Below are 22,718 nucleotides of genomic sequence, written 5' to 3' on the forward strand. Positions count from 1 at the left end.
CTCAGGTCAGCAGCCCTGTCCGGATCGGTTCGGCGTCGGGCGCCGCATGGGGATGGACGTGGTCGTGGCCGGGCAGCGCGTGCTGGCCCACGGCCTTCGGCGGCGGTCCGTCGTGGACGACGCAGCCGTCGCGGAGCACCACCGCGCGGTCGATCAGCGGCTCCAGCGGGCCGAGCTCATGGAGGACGAGGAGGACCGTGGAGCCGTGGGCGACCTGCTCGCGCAGGGTGCCCGCGAGGATCTCCTGGCTGGTGAGGTCGACCCCGGCCATCGGCTCGTCCATGATCAGCAGCTCCGGTTCGCCCGCGAGGGCGCGGGCGATCAGCACGCGCTGGTGCTGACCGCCGGACAGGGCGCTCACCGGGTCCCGGGCGCGGTCGGCCATGCCGACGAGTTCCAGGGCCCGCTGGACGGCCGCCCGGTCGGCCTTGCGCGGCGGGCCGAACCGGCGGCGGGCCAGCCGCCCCGCCGAGACGACCTCGCGCACGGTCGCGGGGACGCCGCTTGCGGCGGTGGTGCGCTGCGGTACGTAACCGATCCGGGCCCAGTCGCGGAAGCGGCGGTGGGGGATGCCGAAGAGGGCCAGCTCACCGCCGCTGAGCGGCACCTGGCCGACGATGGACCGTACGGCGGTGGACTTGCCCGAGCCGTTGGCGCCGAGCAGCGCCACGACCTCACCGCGGCGTACGGTCAGATCGATACCGCGCAGCACGGGGCGGCCACCGAGGGTGGCCGTCGCGCCGCGCAGGGATATGGGGTCCGCGGCGGGGTCGGCGGCCGGGTCCGGGGCCGGGTCCGCGGCCACCCCGGATTCCCGGGTCTCCTCGGCTTCCATGGCGTCCTCCGTCACTTGGCGCCCAACGCCCTCTGCAGCGCCTTCAGATTGGCCCGCATGACCTGGATGTAGTCATCGCCCTTGGACCGGGAGCCGATGCCCTCGATCGGGTCCAGCACATCGGTCCGCAGATGGAGGTCGCCCGCCAGCGTCTTGGCCGTGCGATCGCTCACCAGGGTTTCGAAGAAGACGGTGTTGACCTTGTCCTTCTTGGCGATGGTGTGCAGTCCCTTGACCCGGGCCGGGGAGGGCTCGGACTCGGGGTCGAGCCCGGAGATCGCCTCCTGCCGCAGGCCGTAGCGCTCGGCGAGATAGCCGAAGGCGGCATGGGTCGTGATGAAGGTGTCCGAAGAACGGCCCTTCAAACCGCTCCGGAAGTCCTGGTCGAGCGTGCCCAGCTCCTTGACCAGGGCGGTGGTGTTCTTCTTGTACGTCGCGGCGTGATCGGGGTCGGCCTTCTCCAACGCCTTGCCGACGCCCTTGGCCACCTGGGCGTAGCGCACCGGATCCAGCCATATGTGGGGGTCGGCGGCGGCGTCGCCGGAGTGGTCGTGCCCCTCGTGCCCCGCCTCGCCCCCGCCCTCATCGCCGTGCTCGCCCTCATCGCCGTGCCCGTGCTCCCCCTCGACCTCCGTGCCGTGGTCCTCCAGCGAGGTGTACGAGGCCGCGTCCGCCACCTGCTTCGGCTCGGCCTGGGCGATGGCCCGGTCGACGGAGGGCTGGAGCCCCTTGAGGTAGACCACCAGACCGGCCTCGCTGAGGTCGGCGGTCTGCCGGGGGCTGATCTCCAGATCGTGCGGCTCTACGCCCGGCTTGGTCAGGGAGGAGACATGGACGGCGCCCCCGCCGATCCGCTCGGCGAGGAACTGCATGGGATAGAACGACGCCACCACATCCAGCTTGCCGTCCGTCCTTCCGTCTCCGGCGTCGGTGGAGCAGGCTGTGAGGGTGGTCAGACCCAGTGCGGCGGCTCCTACGAGGGCGGTCGTGGGCCTGAGGCGGCGTATGTTCATGACTCTCATTTTCAACAAAGTTGGAAACGATTGTCAACAACTGTCCTCTTGTTGATCGCTTCGACTATCGATTTGATCCGGGGGGTGCCGCCGCCGGTAACCTGAAGCATTCGCTTCGTCGTCAATGTCGTCATCAATGAAGAGAGCACCGTGGCCGCCGACAAGATCGACACCATCGTCAGCCTCAGCAAGCGCCGTGGCTTCGTCTACCCGTGCAGCGAGATCTACGGCGGCCAGCGCGCCGCCTGGGACTACGGACCGCTCGGTGTGGAGCTGAAGGAGAACATCAAGCGGCAGTGGTGGCGTTCCACGGTCACCTCGCGTGACGACGTCGTCGGACTCGACTCGTCCGTGATCCTGGCCCGTGAGGTGTGGGAGGCGTCCGGCCACGTCGCCACCTTCACGGACCCGCTGACCGAGTGCACCTCCTGTCACAAGCGGTTCCGCGCGGACCACCTGGAGGAGGCGTACGAGGCCAAGCACGGGCGGCTCCCCGAGAACGGCCTGGCCGACGTCAACTGCCCGCACTGCGGCAACAAGGGCAGCTTCACCGAGCCCAAGCAGTTCTCCGGGCTGCTCGCCACCCACCTCGGCCCGACCCAGGACTCCGGCTCGGTCGCGTATCTGCGCCCCGAGACCGCGCAGGGCATCTTCACCAACTTCCTCGCCGTCCAGCAGACCTCGCGCAGGAAGCCGCCGTTCGGCATCGCGCAGGTCGGCAAGTCGTTCCGCAACGAGATCACGCCGGGCAACTTCATCTTCCGTACGCGTGAATTCGAGCAGATGGAGATGGAGTTCTTCGTCAAGCCGGGCGAGGACGAGAAGTGGCACGAGTACTGGATGGAGCAGCGCTGGAACTGGTACCGGGACCTCGGTCTCCAGGAGGCCAACATCCGGTGGTACGAGCACCCCAAGGAGAAGCTCTCCCACTACTCCAAGCGCACCGCTGACATCGAGTACCGCTTCAACTTCGGCGGCGCGGAGTGGGGCGAGCTGGAGGGTCTGGCCAACCGCACCGACTTCGACCTGAAGGCGCACTCCGCGGCGTCCGGCCAGGACCTGTCGTACTTCGACCAGGAGGCCGGCGAGCGCTGGACCCCCTACGTCATCGAGCCGGCGGCGGGCGTGGGCCGCGCGATGCTGGCCTTCATGCTCGACGCGTACGTCGAGGACGAGGCGCCCAACGCCAAGGGCAAGATGGAGAAGCGCACCGTGATGCGGCTCGACCCGCGGCTGGCGCCGGTCAAGGTCGCGGTGCTGCCGCTGTCCCGCAACCCCCAGCTCTCGCCGAAGGCCAAGGGGCTCGCCTCGGACCTGCGCAAGCACTGGAACATCGAGTTCGACGACGCGGGCGCGATCGGCCGCCGCTACCGCCGCCAGGACGAGATCGGCACGCCCTTCTGCGTCACGGTGGACTTCGACACCCTCGACGACAACGCCGTCACCGTGCGCGAGCGCGACACGATGAAGCAGGAGCGGGTCTCCCTCGACCAGATCCAGTCCTACCTCGGCGGCCGTCTGATCGGCTGCTGACCCGGGCCCGGGCCATCGCGCCCGGACCGTGCACGGGTACCGGACACAAACCCGATGACGGGCTCCGGTGCCGCGGACCTCGCGTCCGTGGCACCGGAGCCCGTCGACTCGGCAGAACGGGGGGTTGGCCCATCGTGCGAGGCGTGACGCATCACATCACCGCCGTCCACGAGGACGGCACGGTCTTCGAGGTGAGCTACGGCTACGGTCCGGGGCGCCGGCGGCTGCTCGGCTGCCAGCACTGCGACTGGCGGGAGCGGATCACCCACGGCGGCGCCCGGCACAAGGGGCTCGACCACCTCGCCCAGGCACACGGGGCCCTCGGCGCACCGCGGATGACCGCCGACGCGGCGGCGCGCCGCCAGGTCGCCCTCATCATGCTGGCCTGCTTCGCGGTGGCCGCGGTCATCGTCTGGTGGGCGGCCTCCCAGGGCTGATCAGGCGCCCTGGCGCAGCGCTCAGCGCATCCGCAGACCGTCCAGCAGCAGCTCGCGGACGGCCGCGAAGGCCAGGTCCATGTCGGGGTCCGACCACCGGGGCGCGTAGACGGGGTCGTGGAACTGCGCCGTCGCGTCCCACAGCGCCCGGCCCGCGGTGCGGGCCTCCCGCATCGTGAACTCCCCGCTCGCGATGCCGCTTTCGACGATCGCGGTCAACTGGTCGATCATGGAGTCGACGTGGCGTGCCACGGTCTCGCTGTTCTCGGAGGCCAGCGCCAGATACGTGGCGAAGAGCTCCGGATCGACGCCCGCCTTACGGCGCTTGGCGGCGAACAGGGTGAGCAGCCAGTCCTCCAGCCGGTCGGCCGCCGGGCCCTTGGCGCGGGCGATGCGGGACAGGTCGGCGTGCTCCTGGTCGAGCCACCGCCCGGTGACCGCCTCGCGCAGCGCCGTCTTGGAGCGGAAGTGGCGGTAGACGCTGCCGTGGCTGACCCCCAGCGCCCTGGCCACGTCCACCACCGTGGCCTTCGCGGGGCCGTAGCGGCGCAGCACGTCCTCGGTGGCTTCGAGGATGCGGGCGGGCGTCAGGGGGGTCTCGGGCGGCGGCATCGGGTCCCTTACTTCTTCTCGCTGTCGAGGGTGTCCATCTGGGCCTCCGGGTAGCGGTCGCCCGCGGCGGCGCCCGCCGGGACGGCCTCCTCGACGGCGGCCAGGTCGTCGGCGTCGAGCGTAACGTCAAGCGCGCCCAGGGCCTCGGCCAACTGGTCCCGGCGGCGGGACCCGACGAGCGGGACGATGGCGGTGGAGCGCCGGACGCCCTGTGCGAGCACCCAGGCGATGGCGATCTGGGCGACGCTGACGCCCTTGGCGGCGGCGATCTTGCGCAGGGCCTCCACGAGTTCGAGGTTGCGGTCGAGGTTCTCGCCCTGGAACCGCGGGGCCCTGCTGCGGAAGTCCTGCGCGTCCGTGGTGCGCTCCCGCCTCCAGTGGCCGCTGATCAGACCGCGCGAGAGCACCCCGTACGGGGTGATGCCGATGCCCAGCTCACGGCAGACGGGCAGGATCTCGTCCTCGATGCCGCGCGCGAGCAGCGAGTACTCGATCTGGAGATCCGAGATCGGGGCGACGGCGGCGGCCCGCCGGATGGTCTCGGCGCCCACCTCCGAGAGACCGATGTGCCGTACGTAACCCGCCTGTACGGCCTCGGCGATGGCCCCGACCGTCTCCTCGATCGGGACGGCCGGGTCGAGGCGGGCGATGCGGTAGATGTCGATGTGGTCGGTGCCCAGCCGCTGGAGCGAGTACGCCAGGAAGTTCTTGACGGCGGCGGGGCGCCCGTCATGGCCGGTCCAGGCGCCGTCCGGGCCGCGCAGGGCGCCGAACTTCACGCTGGTCAGGGCGCGTTCGCGGCTGGCGGCCTGGGCGGTGCGCAGGGCCTCGTGGATGAGCAGTTCATTGTGGCCCATGCCGTAGAAGTCGCCGGTGTCGAGCAGGGTGATCCCGGCGTCGAGCGCGGCGTGGATGGTGGCGATGGACTCGGCGCGGTCGACGCCGGCGCCGTACATGGAGGACATGCCCATACAGCCGAGGCCGATGGCGGAGACCTGGGGGCCGGAGGTGCCGAGCTGGCGGTTCTGCACGGGGTGCGCTCCTTGGGATGTCGGGGTGGAGTATCCAAGAAGAGCATGGCATATGCGATGACAGATTTCAATATCTGTCATCGCGTGCCGGTCACCCCATCCGCTGGCTCCGCGGCCTCCTACGCCACCGTGCGCGGCAGCCGCAGGCTCATCAGCAGGGTCAGCGCGATCGCCCCCAGCTGGGCCGCGAGCGTGATGAGCAGCGCGTCACCCATGCCCGCCGACGACCCCAGGGACAGGAAGAGCGTGCCGAGCGTCGCCACGCCCAGCGCCAGCGCCGACTGCTGGGTGGTGACCATCACGCCGCTCCCCACTCCGGCCCGCTCGCTGGGCACATCGGCCAGCACGATCCGGATCAGCACCGGAAGCTGGAGCCCCTGCCCGAACCCGGCCAGTGCGACGCCCGGCAGCAGCCCGGCCAGCGACAGATCCGGCCAGTTCCGCCATACGGCCAGCATCAGCAGTGCGATGCCCACGGCCTGGATCAGCCCGCCCGCGGTCACCACACGACTGCCGTACCGGCCCACCAGGCGCGGCCCCAGCAGAGAGGCCACGAAGAACGTCGTGGCCATCGGCGCCAGTGCCAGCCCGGCGTCCACCGGCCCGTACCGCAGCCCCTGCTGCAGCGCGACCGCGATGACGAACATGAAGCCACCGAAGCCGATCGAGAACGGCACCACCATCGCCAGCCCGCGCCGCAGCCCGGGCAGGGCGAACAGGCTCGGCGGCAGCAGCGGCGTCGTCCCCGCACGGTCCGCGCGCCGCTCCACGGCGTAGAACGCGGCGGCCACGAACGGGAACGCGCCAAGACCCAGCCAGGTCCACAGCGGCCAGCCCGCCGCCCGCCCCTCGGTCAGCGGCACCATCAGCGTGATCAGCGACAGCGCCAGCAGTACGGTGCCCGGCACGTCCACCGGCGCGGGCCGCTCCGAGCGGGTCTCGGGAACCGTACGGACCGCGAGGACCAGGCCGATCAGCGCGACCGGCACATTGACCAGGAAGACCGCGCGCCATCCGGTGCCCGCGATGTCCGCGGCCACCAGCACACCGCCCAGGATCTGCCCCGCGACCATGGAAAGACCGGCCGTCGCGCCGTACATGCTGAGCGCGCGGGCGCGGCGCGAACCGCTGGTCGAGGAGTGGATCGTGGCCAGCACCTGCGGAAGCATCAGCGCGGCCGAGGCGCCCTGCGCCACCCGGGCGCCCACCAGGCTCCAGGCGTCCGGCGCGAGCCCGCAGGCCAGCGAGGTCAGCCCGAAGGCCGCCATCCCGGCGAGGAAGAGCCGACGCCGCCCGAAGGTGTCGCCCAGCCGCCCGCCGAGGACCAGCAGCACCGCGTACGCCACGCCGTATCCGGCCACGACCAGCTCCAGGACGGCCGGACCCGCGTGGAGGTCGTGGTCCATGGTGGGCAGGGCCACATTGACGATGAAGAAGTCGATCAGCGGGAGCGCGGCGCCCAGCAGCACGGTGAACAGCCCGAGGGGGCTCAGCGCGGGTCCGGAGGAGGTGTGGTTCTGGGCCCGGGTCTGGGTCCGCCCGGGGGCCTTCGCCGCACCCGGGGCGGCGGCTCTCGCTCGTATCGTGGAAGTCTGCGTTTCGGTCACATTGGTCACGTCGGTCACGCTTACGAAGATCCCGCGTCGCTCAAGGTGGTACCAGAGTCTCTTTATCCTGGTACAAGAAGTACCTGGCAACTGGCTGAGGCCTCGGGCACCCTGGAGCCATGACCACGATGGTGCGGGACGCGACAGCGGGGGCGACGGCCGGTGCCGCGGCCGAGAGCAGGAGTGCGGGGGCCGAGATACGGCGGGGCGAGCTGGCCGCGTTCCTGCGCAGTCGGCGGGAGCGGATCACGCCCGAGCAGGTGGGGCTGGTCCGGGGTCGCCGCCGGCGCACCCCCGGGCTGCGCCGCGAGGAGGTCGCGCAGCTCTCGACCGTCGGCGTGACCTGGTACACGTGGCTGGAGCAGGCCCGCGACATCCACGTCTCGGCGCAGGTCCTCGACGCCATCGCCCGGGCGCTGCTCCTGGACCGCAGCGAGCGCAGCCATCTCTTCGCGCTCGCCGGGACCATCGACCCGACTCCGGCGAGCGAGTGCACGGGCGTTCCGCAGGCGCTGCAGCTGATGCTGGAGCGGCTGGAACCGTTCCCCGCGTGTGTCCAGAACAGCCGCTTCGACCTGCTCGCCTACAACCGCAGCTACCGGCTGCTGATGTGCGACCTGGACCAGGTGGCGCCGGAGGACCGCAACTGCCTGTGGCTGGCCTTCACCAATGACGAGTGGCGTTCGAGCCTGGTGGACCGGGACGAGACGATCCGGATCATGGCGGCCAAGTTCCGCGCCGTCATGGCCGAGCATGTGGCGGAGCCCGCCTGGAAGGCGATGGTGAAGCGGCTGGAGGACGCGTCGCCGGAGTTCCGGGAGATCTGGGCGCGGCATGAGGTGGTCCGGCCCGGCGACAAGATCAAGGTCTACCGCCAGTCGCGGGTGGGCATCCTCCGGCTGGCCTCCACCAGCCTGTGGACCGGCCCCCAGCAGGGCTCCAAGCTGCTCACGTACACCCCGGCGGACGTGGAGACGCAGGAGCGGTTGGAGCGGCTGTATGCGCTGGCGCTCGCGGAGGAGGCGGCGACGGCGGAGCCCGCGGATGCCGCCCCGGCGGCGGTCTGACGCACGGGGCGGCGGGGTGGGGGACGGCCCGCGGCTGGCGTTCGCCTTCGCGCCGTCCCTCACGCCTTCGCGTTCGCCGACGTCTGACCCGTCGGCGCGCCCTCCTCGAAGAGCGCGGCCGCGTGCCGGGTCGTCCGCTCGGCCCAGCGGCCCGTGGTCACCAGACCCAGCAGCAGGATGACCGCACCGCACGCCGCGATGATCCACCACGCGGGGCGGGCCGCGTCCACGAAGGCCGCGGCGGCCGCGGGCGAGGCGGCGTGTCCCATCCGGCCCGCCGCCGCCGACGCGGCGCCCGCGGCCAGCACCGCGCCGATGACCGCGACGCCGAGCGACTGGCCCACCTGGCGGCTGGTGGAGGCGACGGCCGCGGCGACCCCGGCCTGGGAGCGGGGCATCCCGGAGACGGCCGTATTGGTGATGGGCGCGTTGACCATGCCGAAGCCGAGGCCGAACAGCACATAGCCGATCAGCAGCCCCACATCCGTGGCCTGCGCGTCGAAGAGGGCGAACAGGACCCCGCTGGCCGTTATGGCCACTCCGGCCACCAGCATCGACGGCCGTGGCCCGCGGGCGCCCACCAGCCGCCCGGACAGCGGTGCGCAGACGAAGCACATGAACGCCATGGGCAGCATCCACAGCCCGGCGTGCAGCGCGTTGAGCCCGCGCACGTCCTGGAGGTAGAGCGTGTTCATGAAGAGGTAGCCGCCGAGCGCCGCGAAGGCGCACACCGCGACGACCGTCGCCCCGCTGAACGGCGCGCTGTGGAAGAACCGCACATCGATCAGCGGGTCCGCACGCCGCCGCTCATAGTGGATCAGCGTGAGCAGCCCCAGGGCGGCGATCCCCGCACAGGTCGCGATCAGCGGCGAGTCCCAGCCGCGGTCCGGCGCCTCGATGATCGCGTACGTGAGGGTGCCAAGCACCGCGATGACCAGCAACTGGCCGACCGGGTCGGCCCGGCGCGGCCTGGGCGCACGCGACTCGGGGACGTAACGCGCGGTGAGCAACAGCGCCGCGAGCCCGACCGGAAGGTTTATCCAGAAGATCGAGCGCCAGCCGACGGACTCCACCAGCAGCCCGCCCACGATCGGCCCGGCCGCCATGCTGATGCCGACGACCCCGCCCCAGACCCCGATGGCGCGGGCCCGCTCCCTGGGCTCGGTGAAGACATTGGTGATGATCGACATGGCGACGGGGTTGAGCATCGAACCGCCGATCGCCTGCACCATGCGGAAGATCACCAGCGCTTCCAGATTGGGCGCGAGGCTGCACAGCCCCGATCCGAGGGTGAAGATCACCAGCCCGGTCTGGAAGGTGCGCTTGCGTCCCACCCGGTCGGCCGTCGACCCCGAGAGCATCAGCAGCGCGGCGAGGACCAGGGTGTAGGCGTCGATCGTCCACTGCATCCCGGAGACGGAGGCGTGCAGATCACTCCGTATCGAGGGCAGAGCGACATTGAGAACCGTGTTGTCGAGACTGACGAGCAGCAGGCTCATGCAGCAAATCGCCAGCACAAGCATGCGCCGCCGATGGCTGAGCTCACGCATGGTTGAACGCTACATCGATACCGTCGGTGCGGCGGCCATCACCGCCCTGTCCATCCCCCTCCGGTCCCTCTCGCGGGCGCGGGATACGGATCCCGCGCGGGTGCGGTACGGATCCTTCCCGCGGGTGCGGGACGGATCCTCCCCGCGGGTGCGGGACAATGAGAGATCGGCCCCGCCCTCCCACCGTAGTACGCACGAGGAAGCTGATCCCATGACGCAATCGCCGCAGACGCCGCCCACGGAGCGGACGCCGCTGCGGATCGGACCCCACACCGTCCAGCCGCCGGTCGTTCTGGCACCGATGGCGGGGATCACCAACGCTCCGTTCCGCACCCTGTGCAGGGAGTTCTCCGGTGGGCGCGGGCTGTTCGTCAGCGAGATGATCACCACCAGGGCGCTGGTGGAGCGGGACGCCAAGACGATGCGGCTGATCCATTTCGACGGCACCGAGAAGCCGCGCTCCATCCAGCTGTACGGAGTGGACCCGGTGACCGTCGGCAAGGCCGTCCAGATGATCGTGGACGAGGACCTCGCCGACCACATCGACCTCAACTTCGGCTGCCCGGTGCCCAAGGTGACCCGTAAAGGCGGCGGCTCGGCGCTCCCGTACAAGCGGCGTCTGCTGCGCTCGATCCTGCGCGAGGCCGTGACCGCGGCGGGCCCGCTGCCGGTGACCATGAAGATGCGCAAGGGCATCGACGACGACCACATCACCTACCTCGACGCGGGCCGGATCGCGGTCGAGGAGGGCGTGACCGCGATCGCCCTGCACGGCCGCACCGCGGCCCAGCACTACGGCGGCACCGCCGACTGGGAGGCGATCGCCCGCCTGAAGGAGGCCGTCCCCGAGATCCCGGTGCTGGGCAACGGCGACATCTGGTCCGCCGACGACGCGGTCCGGATGATGCGCGAGACGGGTTGTGACGGCGTGGTCGTGGGGCGCGGCTGTCTGGGGCGGCCCTGGCTCTTCGGCGACCTGGTGGCCGCGTTCGAACCGGGCGCCGCAGCGTCGCGGCCCGGCCCCGGCGCGCCGGTGTCCGGTCCCGTAGCGTCCGGGTACGCGCGGCCGACCCTCAAGGAGGTCGCGGCCGTGATGCGCCGCCACGCCGAGCTGCTGGCCGAGTGGCTGGAGGACGAGGAACGCGGCGTGATCGACTTCCGTAAGCACGTCGCCTGGTACACCAAGGGCTTCTCGGTGGGATCCGAGATGCGCAAGCGGCTGGCGATCACCTCGTCCCTCGCCGAGCTGGACGCCCTGCTGGCCGAGCTGGACCTGGACCAGGAGTGGCCACCCGGCGCCGACGGCCCCCGCGGCCGCACCTCCGGCCGCAACCGCGTGGTGCTGCCCGACGGCTGGCTGGACGACCCGTACGACTGCGCGGGCGTCGCCGCGGAGGCCGAACTCGACACCTCGGGCGGCTGAACCGGACTCGGTGGTCCCGGGTCCCATGCGGGCATCACCGGTTAAAGTGATGGGTTCGTGGTCGCGGTGGGATCTGGACGATCTGGGGGGATCGGTGACAAGCGTCGTCTTCGTCCACGGCACGGGGGTCCGGGCCAAGTCGTACGAGAAGAGCCTCGCGCGGGTCGTGAGCGGCCTGGGGCGGGTGAGAGCCGATATCCGGGTCGCCCGCTGCTTCTGGGGCGAGGAGCACGGGGCCTCGCTGGGGCTCGGCGGGGCGTCGCTCCCAGTGCGCACGAAGAACCGCGGCGCCGGCGATGACGGCCTGCTGGACGAGGACGATCCGCTGGCCGTATGGGCGCTGCTGGAGGTGGATCCGCTCGCGGAGCTGCGGGAGTTCGCGCAGGCGGTGCGCGACGACGATGAGGAGACGGGCTTCGTGCCCGGCCGTGTCGACCCCTGGGAGACCATCGCCGACAAGGTCCGCGCCCTGACGCTGGAGTCGGTGGCGCCCAGGTCCGCGGCGTCCGCGGCGTCGGTGGCGCCCGAGGCGGGGAAGCCCGAGTTGGCGCCCGGGTCGGCGGCGCCCGCGGCCGGGCAGCCCGGTGGCGGCCTGCCGCGGCTGATCGCGGATCTCGCGCCCCACCTCGACGAGGCCGCCGACCGCGTGGCCGACGAGATCTCCGGCAGCCTGGGCGGCACCTCGCCCGCCGACGGCATCGAGCCCATCGCGGCCCGCGCCGTGTACGCCCTGGCCGTCCAGCGCGCCGAGGGCCCTTACCGCGACGATGACCCGCTCGCGGTGGACGGCGCCGACCGCGACGCGGTCGTCGGCGCGCTCACCGAGCGGCTGGGCGGCACCGACCGGAGCGGATTCGTCGCCGGTGCCGCGAAGGGGGTCGCCGTACGGGCGCTCAACTCCTACCTCTCGCCGCTGTCTTCACTGGCCCGCACCTTCCGCGGCGGGATCACCAAGGGCTCCGTCCCGGCCAGCGGCGACATCCTCCGCTACCAGGTGCGCGGCGCCGGGGTGCGCGCCGCGATCCGGGCGGCGGTACGCGACGCGACCGAGTCGGGGGACGGCCCCGTAGTGCTGCTCGCCCACAGCCTCGGCGGCATCGCCTGTGTCGATCTGCTCGCCGAGCCCGATCCGCCCGCCGGGGTGGAGCTGCTGGTGACGGTCGGCTCCCAGGCGCCGTTCCTCTACGAGCTGGACGCGCTCACCGCGCTGCGCCGCGACGAACCGCTGCCCGCCGCCTTCCCCCGCTGGATCAACGTCTACGACGAGCAGGATCTGCTCGGCTTCGTCGGGGAGAAGGTCTTCCCCGGCCGGGTCACCGATCTGCGCGTCAACACCCGCCAGCCCTTCCCGCGCGCCCACACCTCGTACTTCGCCCACCAGCGGCTGTACGACCTGCTGGCCCCGGAGCTGCCGAAGTGACAGCAGTGGGGGACGACTGGCGCCGCACCCACGCCGTGATCGTGGCGGTCGAGCAGTACCGCGGCAGTGACGGCTGGACCCTCGACGGTCCGGTGAACGACGCGCTCGCGATGCGGACCTGGCTGACCGGGCTCGGCGTGCCGCCGGAGAACATCCGGCTGCTGGCCTCGCCCTCGGAGGGGAACAAGGCCGCCGTGGAGGTGGCGGACCGCGACCACCGCCCGGCGGACGGCCCCACCATCCGTGAGGTCTTCCAGGAGGAGCTGCGGTCCCTCGACGCGGACCGGCTGTGGATCTACTGGGCGGGCCACGGCGTACAGGCCCCGGGAGGCCGCTGGAGCCTGCTGTACCCGGAGACGCGGGACCGGGACATGCGAGGTCTGGACGCGCTGAACCTGATGACGCTGCTGCGCACCGAGCACCTGCCGAAGCGGGGCGTGGACCGGGTCACCGTGATCATCGACGCCTGCTGGCGGGCCCTTCCGCTCCACACCCACATGATGGTCGCCGACCCGGACGAGCTCACCAGGAAGCCGGAGGTCAACAAGGCCCGCGAGATCTACTGGATGCGCGCCTGCCAGCCCGGGGCGGTGTCCAAGAACCAGGAGGGCGCGGGCCTGTTCACCTCCGTGCTGTTACGGCAGCTCGAAGCGGCCTCCGCCGGTGGCGTGGCACCGGACCTCGACCGGGTGTGGCAGGGCGTCCAGGACGAGTTCGTGCGGCTGGGCCGGGAGGAGGGCCTGCGGCAGTTCCCGACCGTGCACATCAGCAGGGGGTACGGGAATGGCGGGGACATCCCGCTCGGCCCGCCCCCTTCACCGCTGGACGACCAGCAGCGGCGGGAGCGCGGCAAGCTGATCCACGCGGTCGGCGCGCTGCTGGGGGAGCGGCCCGGCCGCGCGGCGGAGGCCGTCGTCGGGCTCTGCGAGCAGTTCACCACCGACCCGCCCACCACGACGCCTCCCTCGCCGGAGGAGTTGGTCGACTGGGCGTTGGAGAACCCCCACGGCACCGTCACCCTCCTCGCGGAGCTCAGCGCCCGGGCCCCGGTCCGCGCGGAGATCCGCAAGGCGTGCCATGTGCTCCAGAGCCAGTGGCTGACCCGCGCCGAGTACGCCGAGCTGGCCGGGCTGCTGGAGCGGCTGGGGCAGCGGGGGCGGTGCGACCTCGCCGAGGCGGCCCGGGCGCTGTTCGGCCTCGTCGAGCTGCCGTTCCACGATCCGGCCCGGCTCGCCGACGCGCTGGAGGAGCTGCTGCCCAAGCCGGACCGGCTTCCCCAGCTGCTCAGGGTCGTGGAGCGCTTCGCGGCCGTGGACGGCGGCCCGGTCGCCGCCGAGCTGCGCGCCTGGTCACTGCGGTGCGCCGAACGGCTGGGGCTGACGGGCCAGCTGATGGAGCGGCGCGGCGAGGCCACCGAGTACGCCGAGGCGATCAAGGCGGCCGGGCTCGCCGAGGACCAGCGGGTCCAGATCCGGCTCCACCCGTCCAGCGGGCCCGGACAGCGGCGCGGATACGAGGTGTGGACGCGGCGCGGCGACGACGTCCACGCCCTGGCCAAGGTGGACACCCCCGCCTCCCTGGACGAGATACAGGGCGGCCTCGAGGCCCTGCTGAGCGCCCAGACCTACGCGCCGGACACCCTGCTGGAGTTCTTCGTCTCCGCCACCGACCTCGAACTGGCCGTGCACCAGTGGCAGTTCGACCGGCCCGTCAAGCGCCATCTGGGCACGGACTACCCGGTCGTCATGCGCTGCACCGAATTCCGCGAACCCCAGCGGCACGAACTGTGGAAGCGCCGCTGGAACCGGGTCGGCACCGCGGGCACCCAGGAGCTGCGCTGGCTGCCGGGCCATATGGACTGCGGCGAGGTGTACCGCGTGGTCCAGCAGTCCATGGACACACCGGGCGCGGTGACGACCACCCCCGTACGGGCCCGTGCGGACCTCTTCAACGCCTGTCTGTTCGGCGGGGTGCCCGTCCTCATCTGGCACGGCGAGGCGGAACCGGCCATAGCGGAGGACGAGATACGCGAGCTGCTCGGTGCGGAGCGGCCGCTGCGCTCCCTTCCCCAGCGGCTGCGTGAGCTCCGGTCCGACGGCGACCCCTACAAGAGCCACCACGGCAGCCATATGGCGCTCCTGTGGGACGATCCGCACCGCCCGCTCCCCGACCCGCTCGACCTGTCCGCACCCTGAGGAGAGACACAGAAGATGACACAGGACTGGAGGCTCTTCCAGGGCGGCGACACCCGGCCCCACACGGTGGAGACCTGGCCCGCCGCCCCGCCCTGGCGGCGGTTCGGCGAGGACGCGCGGCGCCGGGACAAGGAGCGGCCGCTGCCGTATCTGATCTCCGACGAGGACCGCGACGTCGTCAACATGGCGCTGCACCTCCACCGCCCGCTGCTGGTCACCGGCCGCCCGGGCACCGGCAAGTCGACCCTGGCCCACGCCATCGCCCGCGAGCTGACGCTGGGCGAGGTGCTGCACTGGCCGGTCAACAGCCGCTCCACGCTCACCGAGGGCCTTTACTCGTACGACGCGGTGGGCAGGCTGCGCGAAGCCTCCCTCAAGCGGCGCGCCGACGAGGCCGCGGGAACCGAGCCGGACATCGGCGACTACCTGCGGCTCGGCCCGCTCGGCACCGCGCTCCTCCCGGCCCGCACCCCGCGCGTCCTGCTCGTGGACGAGCTCGACAAGGGCGATGTCGACCTGCCCAATGACCTCCTCACGGTCTTCGAGGAGGGCGAGTTCGAGATTCCGGAGCTGGCCCGCCTGGGGGAGGGGAGGGAGGTCCGGGTGCAGTACGCGGGCTCCCGGGAGAAGGTCGGGATCACCAGCGGCTGGGTCAGCTGCCGGGTCTTCCCCGTCGTCGTCATCACCAGCAACGGCGAGCGCGAGTTCCCCCCGGCGTTTCTGCGCCGCTGCGTCCGGCTCGACCTCAAGCAGCCCGACGAGGCGCAGCTGAAGCAGATCGTCACCATGCACCTGGGCGAGGAGGTCGGCGCACGGGCCCAGGAGCTGATCGCCGACTTCGTGTCCCGGCGCAACGAACGGGAGCTGGCCACCGACCAATTGCTCAACGCGGTCCGGCTGCGCTCCTCCGGGGTGCGGGTCGACCAGGACGTCCTCGACAAGCTCTTCCGCTCGCTGAACGAAGTCGACGCGCAATGATCGAGCGGCTGTGCGCCCTGCTGGAGGACGCCGGGGTCGACCTCTCCGAGGTGGAGCTCCGCGATGTCCTGTGGTTCGCCGCCACCACTGCCCCGGCGCGCGGCGAAGGGGACGGCGACGAGCCGCCGCCGTCCCGGCGCCCGGCCGCACCCGTCTCCGGCGCGGCGGACGGCGAGGACGAGACCAAGGGCGCCCAGCGGCAGCCCCCCGGGGCGCACGGCGCCGGCGACCCCGAGCCGGGACCCCTCGTCCCCGCCGGGCTCTACGCCCCCGGCACCGCCCGCCCGGCCATGGCCCGCCCGGCCCGCGCCGTCGGCGTGCGTGGCGTCCGGGCGCTCCCCGGGACGCGCCGGCTGTCCCGCGCGCTGCGGCCGCTGCGGCGCAGCGTGCCGTCCCGTACCTCCTTCCGCGTGGACGAGACCGCCACCGCCGAGTGGATCGCCGAGACCGGGCTCCCCGACGTGGTGCTGCGCCCCCGCCCGGAGCGCTGGCTGAGCGTCGCGCTCATCGTGGACGACGGCCCGTCGATGGTGCTGTGGCAGCAGCTCGCCGCCGAGGTGCGCGGACTGCTGGAGCGGCAGGGCACCTTCCGTTCGGTGCGGACCTACGGCCTGGACAGCGCCGACGAGGACCGGCCGGTGCTCAGGGCGCGCCCGTACGCCCCGGGCGCCCCGCGCCGCACCGCGCGCCAGCTCACCGACACCTCCGGCCGCACCGTGATGCTGGTCCTCTCGGACGGGGTGGGCCCTGGGTGGCGCGGTGGCGCGATTCCGCGGCTGCTGCGCCGCTGGGCCCGCCACTCGCCGGTGGCGGTGCTCCAGCCGCTGCCCGCGCGGATGTGGCCGGAGCGCGGTATGCCCACCCAGCGGCTGCTGGTCGACGCGGGCGGCCGGGAGGGCGCGCCGGGCCGCGCGCTGTCGGTGCGCCATCCGGTGCTGCCGCGCGGCCTGGTGTCGTACGACGGCGCGACACCGGTGCCCGTGCTGGAGCTGGCCGAGGGCGAGCTGGGCACCTGGGCGGCGCTCACCGGTACCGGTGGCGGCGGCGAGCCGCTGCCGGTGATGCTGCTGGACGGCGCCGAGAAGCCGGTGGCCGCGCGGGTCACGGCCCATGTCCCTGAGCCGACCGCCGAGGAGCGGCTGCGCCGCTTCCGGGGCGCGGCCTCGCCCGAGGCCCAGCGGCTGGCCGGGGCGCTGGCCACGGTCCATCCGCTGACGCTGCCGGTGATGCGGCTGGTCCACCAGGCGGGCGCGGGCCGTGCGGAGCGCTTCCACCCGGCGCAGCTGGCCGAGGTGTTCCTGGGCGGGCTGCTGCGCAGCCGGGCGGGGAGCGCGGAGGAGTACGAGTTCCGCCCCGGCGTCGCGGATCTGCTGCTGGACGCGGTACGGACGTCGGACGCGCTGGAGACGGCGGCGCAGGTCACCGAGTTCCTGCTGCACCGCCAGGGCAGCGGCCCCGAGTTCCGCGCCCGGCTCTCGGGCGACCACGGGGACTCCCGCGTCGCCGAGGAGGCCCGTCCGTTCGCGGCGGCGTCCCCGGAGCTGCTGGCGCGGCTCGGACTGGTGGCGGACGCGGCGGAGGAGGACGCGGCGGCGGACGGGCCGCCGGAGCGCGAGGAGCCCGTACGGCAGCCGCCCGACCCGGCCACCCCGTCCCCGGCGGGTGAGGTCCCGCCCCGGTCCTACACCTCCGAGCGGGTCCAGCCGCTGATGATCGAGCTGGTGCGGCGGTTCGCGGCGGATGACGGACTGCCGAGGGGGGTGCGCTACCAGGTCGACCAGGTGCTGGACAACGCCGATGAGCGGAACGAGGAATCCGGCTGGTGGGGCGTGCGGTTCCTGCCCAGCCTGGCCCATGAGCTCGTCAGGGCCGGGTGGGGGGCCCACGCCGATGTGCTGAAGGATGCGGCGCGGGAGCAGATCGCGGGGCTGAGGACCGCCGAAGACCTCGAATCCCGCAATCTCCGTGGGCACTTGGCGCTCACCCTGAACAAGCTCGGGGAGCACGAGGAGGCGGAGCGCGAGCTCCGGGCGGTGGTCGCGGTCTCGGCGCGGGTGCACGGCGAGGAGCACGACTACACCCTCTTCGCCCGCAGCTACCTCGTGGACCTGCTGTACGACGCCGGGCGGCTGGAGGCGGCGGCGGAGGAGTCCCGCACGCTGCTCGACGCGTGGGGCCGGCGGGAGAGCGGCGACCATCGGTCGGAGGTCCTGTCCCGGCGCCAGGTCTACGGGCGGGTGCTCCTGGACCTCGCGCGCGTGGAGGAGGCCGCGCGGGAGTTCCGTGCCGTGGCCGCGGGACGCCGCGAGCTGGACGGCCCCGCGCATGTCAGCACCGTGACCGCGCGGGTCTGGCTGGCCGCCGCGGTGCGCAGGTTCGGGCTGTACGACGGGGCCGAGGCCGAGCTGAGGTCGGCGGTCGAGGACTGCCGCCCGGCGGAGTCGGAGCTGGGCGACGCGCTGCTGACGGCGGAGTACGCCCTCGGCGAGATCCTGGACACCAGACAGCGCAACGAGGAGGCCGAGGCGCTGTGGCGGGAGCTGGTCGAGCGGACCTCCGCGGGCCTGAAGCCGTGGAACTGGCGGATCCGCCGTGCCCGCCGCAACCGCGTTCACCGGCTGCGCGCACTGAGCCGGTACGCCGAGGCGGAGGCCGAACTCGACACGCTGGTGGAGGAGACGGTCGGCACGCTCGGGAAGTGGCACGACGACTCGCTCGTCGCCCAGCGGCTGCGCGCGTTCGTCCTGGAGGACCAGCAGCGGTACGACGAGGCGCGGCCGATCTACCGCGCACTCCTCGAGCAGCAGATCCCCGTGTTCGGGGAGGACCATGCCAACGTCCTGAGCACGCGCTACTGCCTGGCGACCAGCATGCGGCTGGCGGGGCTCCACGAGGAGGCGCTGGCGGAGTACACCGAGCTGCTTGCCGACTCGCTGCGCGTCCTCGGACCGGATACGCAGTCGAGCCTGATGGCCCGGGGCGGCCGGGCCAGGGCCCTGGCCAGCCTGGGGCGCCGGGAGGAGGCCGAGGCCGAGTACCGCGTGGTCGTGGAGGCGGAGGCCCGGGTCCTGGGCCTGGACGCGCCGAACGCGCTGACGACCCGTCTGAACCTGGCGGTGCTGCTGCGCGATCAGGAGCGCTACGAGGAGTCAGAGGCGGAGTTCCGCCGGGTGGTCGAGGGGCGCGTCCGGGTCCTGGGCGCCGAGGCCAAGCCGACGCTGGCGGCGCGGCACAGCTGGGGGTACGTACTCAACAGGCTCGGCCGGTTCGCGGAGGCCGAGCGGGAGATCCGGGCGACGATCGAGGGGCGGCTCCGCGTGGTGGGCCCGGAGCACGCCAACACCCTCTGGACCCGCCACAACCTCGGCGTCACCCTCAAGGGCCTCGGCCGCATCGAGGACGCGGAGGCCGAATGGCGGGATGTGCTCGAGATCAGCGAGCGCGTCCTGGGCGATGAGCACAACTGCACGGTGAAGACCCGCGAGGCCCTTGCCGGGCTGCGGGGCCTCGGGGACGGCCAGGCGTCCTGACAGACCTCCTGACATGGCGTCCTGAAAGGTGGTCGGCCACCCCTTCCGGCGTGTCGCTCGGCGTATCGCTCATCTGAGCGTGGCCCCTCTCGTTGTATCCAAAAGGCGAGACAACGGTCCATGACAAGGCGTGATTCTCGCCACTCTGATTGGGTCCTCGCTCAGATGAGCGGCCACTGAGGGGTGAAGGACGGCATCCCGCCGTGCTCACCTCTCCAATGCGTGGCACTCAGTGCCACCCACTTGATGTTCGACACCTCGAACCATCGGTTACGTATAGTGAAATTCCCAGCATCCATCACGGGCGGAGGGTGGGTGTGTGTTCGAGGCTTGAAGGCATCTCATAAGAGCCTCGTTCGGGCGCCGCGCTTTCGAACACGTGGCAGGCGGGTGGTTACGGCCGTATGACGGTGGAGTGGACCTGCTCAGGGGCCTTTGATCTGGGTACGCTCCCCGCCGTCAGGGCAGCCGAGCCGAGGAGATCGAGTCCCGTGCCGGAAACACAACATCAGCAGAAGTTCGTTTACGACTTCACCGAGGGCAACAAGGATCTCAGGGACCTCCTCGGCGGGAAGGGGGCCAACCTCGCCGAGATGACCAACCTCGGTCTCCCCGTGCCACCGGGCTTCACCATCACCACCGAGGCCTGCAAGGTCTACCTGGACAGCGGCACGGAGCCCCCGGCCCTGCGCGACGAGGTGAGTGCGCACCTCGACGCGCTCGAAGCGAAGATGGGCAAGAAGCTCGGCCAGGCGGACGACCCCCTCCTCGTGTCCGTACGGTCCGGCGCCAAGTTCTCGATGCCCGGGATGATGGACACCGTCCTCAACATCGGCCTCTCGGACCAGTCCGTGGCCGGGCTCGCCGCGCAGGCGGGTGACGACCGGTTCGCCTGGGACTCCTACCGGCGGCTCATCCAGATGTTCGGCAAGACCGTGCTCGGCGTGGACGGCGACCACTTCGAGGAGGCCATCGAGCAGGCCAAGCACGCCAAGGGCGTCACCGTCGACGTGGACCTCGACGCCGCCGACCTCAAGAAGCTGGTCGGCGAGTTCAAGAACATCGTCGCCAAGGAGACCGGCCGGGGCTTCCCGCAGGAACCGCGCGAGCAGATGGACCTCGCCGTACGGGCCGTCTTCGACTCCTGGAACGGCGACCGCGCCAAGCTCTACCGCCGCCAGGAGCGCATCCCCCACGACCTCGGCACCGCGGTCAACATCTGCTCCATGGTCTTCGGCAACCTCGGCCCCGACTCTGGCACCGGCGTCGCCTTCACCCGCGACCCGGCCAGCGGCCACCAGGGCGTCTACGGCGACTACCTGCAGAACGCCCAGGGCGAGGACGTGGTCGCGGGCATCCGCAACACGGTGCCGCTGGCCGACCTCCAGCGGATCGACCAGCGGTCCTACGACCAGCTGTTGCAGATCATGGAAACCCTCGAGACGCACTACAAGGACCTGTGCGACATCGAGTTCACCATCGAGCGCGGCAAGCTGTGGATGCTCCAGACCCGCGTCGGCAAGCGCACCGCGGGGGCCGCCTTCCGGATCGCCACCCAGCTGGTCGACCAGGGGCTGATCGACGAGGCCGAGGCGCTGCGCCGGGTCAACGGGGCACAGCTCGCGCAGCTGATGTTTCCGCGCTTCGACCACGAGGTGACCTCCGGCGACGCCGTGCAGAGGATCGGCCGGGGCATCGCCGCGTCCCCGGGCGCCGCCGTCGGCAAGGCCGTCTTCGACTCGTACACCGCCGTCAAATGGTCGCGCTCGGGCGAGAAGGTCATCCTCATCCGCCGCGAGACCAACCCCGACGACCTCGACGGCATGATCGCCGCGGAGGGCATCCTGACCTCGCGCGGCGGCAAGACCTCGCACGCCGCCGTCGTCGCCCGCGGCATGGGCAAGACCTGTGTGTGCGGCGCCGAGGAGCTCGAAGTCGACACCAAGCGGCGCCGGATGACGGTGCCCGGCCGGGACGGCAAGGACGCCCTCGTCATCGAGGAGGGCGACGTCGTCTCGATCGACGGCTCCTCCGGCAAGGTCTACCTCGGCGAGGTCCCGGTCGTGCCCTCGCCGGTCGTGGAGTACTTCGAGGGCCGGATGCACGCGGGAGCCGACGACGCCGACGAGCTGGTGGGCGCGGTGCACCGGATCATGGCGTACGCGGACCGGGTGCGCCGGCTGCGGGTACGGGCCAACGCGGACAACGCCGAGGACGCCGCCCGCGCCCGCCGGTTCGGCGCCCAGGGCATCGGGCTGTGCCGCACCGAGCACATGTTCCTCGGCGAGCGCCGGGAGAAGGTCGAGCGGCTGATCCTCGCCCACACCGAGGAGGAGCGGGACACCGCGCTGGGCGAGCTGATGCCGCTCCAGAAGGACGACTTCGTCGAGCTCTTCGAGGCCATGGACGGGCTCCCGGTCACCGTCCGGCTGCTCGACCCGCCGCTCCACGAGTTCCTGCCCGACATCACCGAACTGTCGGTGCGCGTCGCGCTCGCCGAGTCCCGCAAGGACCACAACGAGAACGATCTGCGGCTGCTCCAGGCCGTGCACCGGCTCCATGAGCAGAACCCGATGCTGGGCCTGCGCGGGGTCCGCCTGGGCCTGGTCATCCCGGGCCTGTTCGCCATGCAGGTGCGCGCGATCGCCGAGGCCGCCGCCGAGCGCCGGAACGCCAAGGGCGACCCCCGGGCCGAGATCATGATTCCGCTGGTCGGCACGGTCCAGGAGCTGGAGATCGTCCGCGAGGAGGCCGAGCGGGTCATCGCGGAGGTCGAACAGGCCCGGGGCGTGAACCTCAAGCTCACCCTCGGCACCATGATCGAGCTGCCGCGCGCCGCGCTGACCGCCGCCCAGATCGCCGAATCCGCCGACTTCTTCTCCTTCGGCACCAATGACCTCACCCAGACCGTCTGGGGCTTCTCCCGGGACGATGTCGAGGCCAGCTTCTTCACCGCCTACCTGGAGAAGGGCATCTTCGGCGTCAGCCCGTTCGAGACCATCGACAAGGACGGGGTCGGCGCCCTCGTCCGCGACGCCGCCCACGCGGGCCGCGCCACCCGCCCCGACCTCAAGCTCGGCATCTGCGGTGAGCACGGCGGTGACCCGGAGTCCGTCCACTTCTTCCACGAGGTGGGACTGGACTACGTCTCCTGCTCCCCGTTCCGCATCCCCGTGGCCCGCTTGGAGGCCGGCCGCGCGGCGGCCAACGGCCGGTGAACCGGTAGCAGCCGAGAAGACCACCGGAGCCGTCGCCGGGAACCCACCCTCACCCCCGGCATCGGCTCCGGACCTCAAAGGGGGCGGCACCTTGTGCGGAGGTGCCGCCCCCTCTCACTCCCCCCACGGGAGCTGTTGCCGCGCGCATCGGCTACGACGCGGCAACATAAGTGCCCAGTCGCCTTAACGTACTCGTCACCCCCCACGGGAACGAGCAAACTGGCGCTGAGCACCGCCTGTTGAATTCCGGACGGCTGTCGGGAAGTTTT

15 protein-coding genes are annotated in these 22,718 nt (G+C 71.9%); 9 read left to right on the top strand and 6 right to left on the bottom strand.

Annotation, left to right across the window (positions count from 1 at the left end; genetic code table 11):
• Position 1: 1 nt before the first annotated feature.
• Complete coding sequence (locus VT50_RS20135; protein ID WP_167396613.1) at positions 2-835, bottom strand: metal ABC transporter ATP-binding protein; 834 nt, start codon at positions 833-835, stop codon at positions 2-4.
• Positions 836-846: 11 nt separating this feature from the next.
• Positions 847-1,848, bottom strand: a complete 1,002-nt coding sequence (locus tag VT50_RS20140; protein ID WP_046086755.1) for a metal ABC transporter substrate-binding protein — start codon at positions 1,846-1,848, stop codon at positions 847-849.
• Between the two features lie 150 nt (positions 1,849-1,998).
• On the opposite strand from VT50_RS20140, the gene VT50_RS20145 reads away from it, so the two are divergent.
• Both VT50_RS20145 and VT50_RS20150 read left to right on the top strand, forming a co-directional pair.
• Positions 1,999-3,381: a glycine--tRNA ligase gene (locus VT50_RS20145; RefSeq protein ID WP_046086754.1), complete on the top strand. Its 1,383-nt coding sequence runs from the start codon at positions 1,999-2,001 to the stop codon at positions 3,379-3,381.
• A gap of 143 nt (positions 3,382-3,524) precedes the next feature.
• Positions 3,525-3,818 (top strand): hypothetical protein, encoded by a 294-nt coding sequence (locus tag VT50_RS20150; RefSeq protein ID WP_240529228.1) that lies wholly within the window; start codon positions 3,525-3,527, stop codon positions 3,816-3,818.
• A gap of 21 nt (positions 3,819-3,839) precedes the next feature.
• On the opposite strand, the gene VT50_RS20155 is transcribed toward VT50_RS20150, so the two are convergent.
• The 3 genes from VT50_RS20155 to VT50_RS20165 form a co-directional block, all read right to left on the bottom strand.
• Complete coding sequence (locus VT50_RS20155) at positions 3,840-4,430, bottom strand: TetR/AcrR family transcriptional regulator (protein WP_046086752.1); 591 nt, start codon at positions 4,428-4,430, stop codon at positions 3,840-3,842.
• An 8-nt stretch (positions 4,431-4,438) separates the two neighbouring features.
• Entirely contained in the window at positions 4,439-5,461 is a 1,023-nt protein-coding gene (locus tag VT50_RS20160) for an aldo/keto reductase (protein WP_046086751.1), read from the bottom strand.
• A gap of 119 nt (positions 5,462-5,580) precedes the next feature.
• Positions 5,581-7,068 (bottom strand): MFS transporter, encoded by a 1,488-nt coding sequence (locus VT50_RS20165; RefSeq protein WP_206269445.1) that lies wholly within the window; start codon positions 7,066-7,068, stop codon positions 5,581-5,583.
• 119 nt (positions 7,069-7,187) lie between these two features.
• Between VT50_RS20165 and VT50_RS20170 the strand changes: the two genes are divergently transcribed.
• A complete protein-coding gene (locus tag VT50_RS20170) occupies positions 7,188-8,135 on the top strand; it encodes a helix-turn-helix transcriptional regulator (protein WP_420822207.1) in 948 nt (315 codons plus the stop codon).
• Between the two features lie 59 nt (positions 8,136-8,194).
• Here the strand turns inward: VT50_RS20170 and VT50_RS20175 are convergent, their stop codons facing one another.
• Positions 8,195-9,685: an MFS transporter gene (locus VT50_RS20175; RefSeq protein ID WP_046086750.1), complete on the bottom strand. Its 1,491-nt coding sequence runs from the start codon at positions 9,683-9,685 to the stop codon at positions 8,195-8,197.
• Between the two features lie 211 nt (positions 9,686-9,896).
• Between VT50_RS20175 and dusB the strand changes: the two genes are divergently transcribed.
• From dusB to ppdK, 6 genes are all read left to right on the top strand, one after another.
• On the top strand, positions 9,897-11,108 hold the full coding sequence (gene dusB, locus VT50_RS20180) for a tRNA dihydrouridine synthase DusB (protein ID WP_046086796.1): 1,212 nt from the start codon (positions 9,897-9,899) through the stop codon (positions 11,106-11,108).
• A 94-nt stretch (positions 11,109-11,202) separates the two neighbouring features.
• Positions 11,203-12,528, top strand: a complete 1,326-nt coding sequence (locus VT50_RS20185; protein ID WP_046086795.1) for a lipase family protein — start codon at positions 11,203-11,205, stop codon at positions 12,526-12,528.
• Positions 12,525-14,723: a VMAP-C domain-containing protein gene (locus tag VT50_RS20190; RefSeq protein ID WP_046086749.1), complete on the top strand. Its 2,199-nt coding sequence runs from the start codon at positions 12,525-12,527 to the stop codon at positions 14,721-14,723. Before VT50_RS20185 ends, VT50_RS20190 begins: the two co-directional genes overlap by 4 nt.
• Positions 14,724-14,738: 15 nt before the next feature.
• Positions 14,739-15,701: an AAA family ATPase gene (locus tag VT50_RS20195; RefSeq protein ID WP_046086748.1), complete on the top strand. Its 963-nt coding sequence runs from the start codon at positions 14,739-14,741 to the stop codon at positions 15,699-15,701.
• Positions 15,698-19,231 (top strand): SAV_2336 N-terminal domain-related protein, encoded by a 3,534-nt coding sequence (locus VT50_RS20200; RefSeq protein ID WP_046086747.1) that lies wholly within the window; start codon positions 15,698-15,700, stop codon positions 19,229-19,231. The genes VT50_RS20195 and VT50_RS20200 overlap by 4 nt, the downstream gene beginning before the upstream one ends.
• A 491-nt stretch (positions 19,232-19,722) precedes the next feature.
• Positions 19,723-22,449 (top strand): pyruvate, phosphate dikinase, encoded by a 2,727-nt coding sequence (gene ppdK / locus VT50_RS20205; protein WP_046086746.1) that lies wholly within the window; start codon positions 19,723-19,725, stop codon positions 22,447-22,449.
• Positions 22,450-22,718 lie beyond the last annotated feature (269 nt).

The sequence above is a fragment of the Streptomyces antioxidans genome (assembly GCF_000968685.2).
In the GTDB taxonomy this organism is placed as follows: Bacteria; Actinomycetota; Actinomycetes; order Streptomycetales; family Streptomycetaceae; genus Streptomyces; species Streptomyces antioxidans.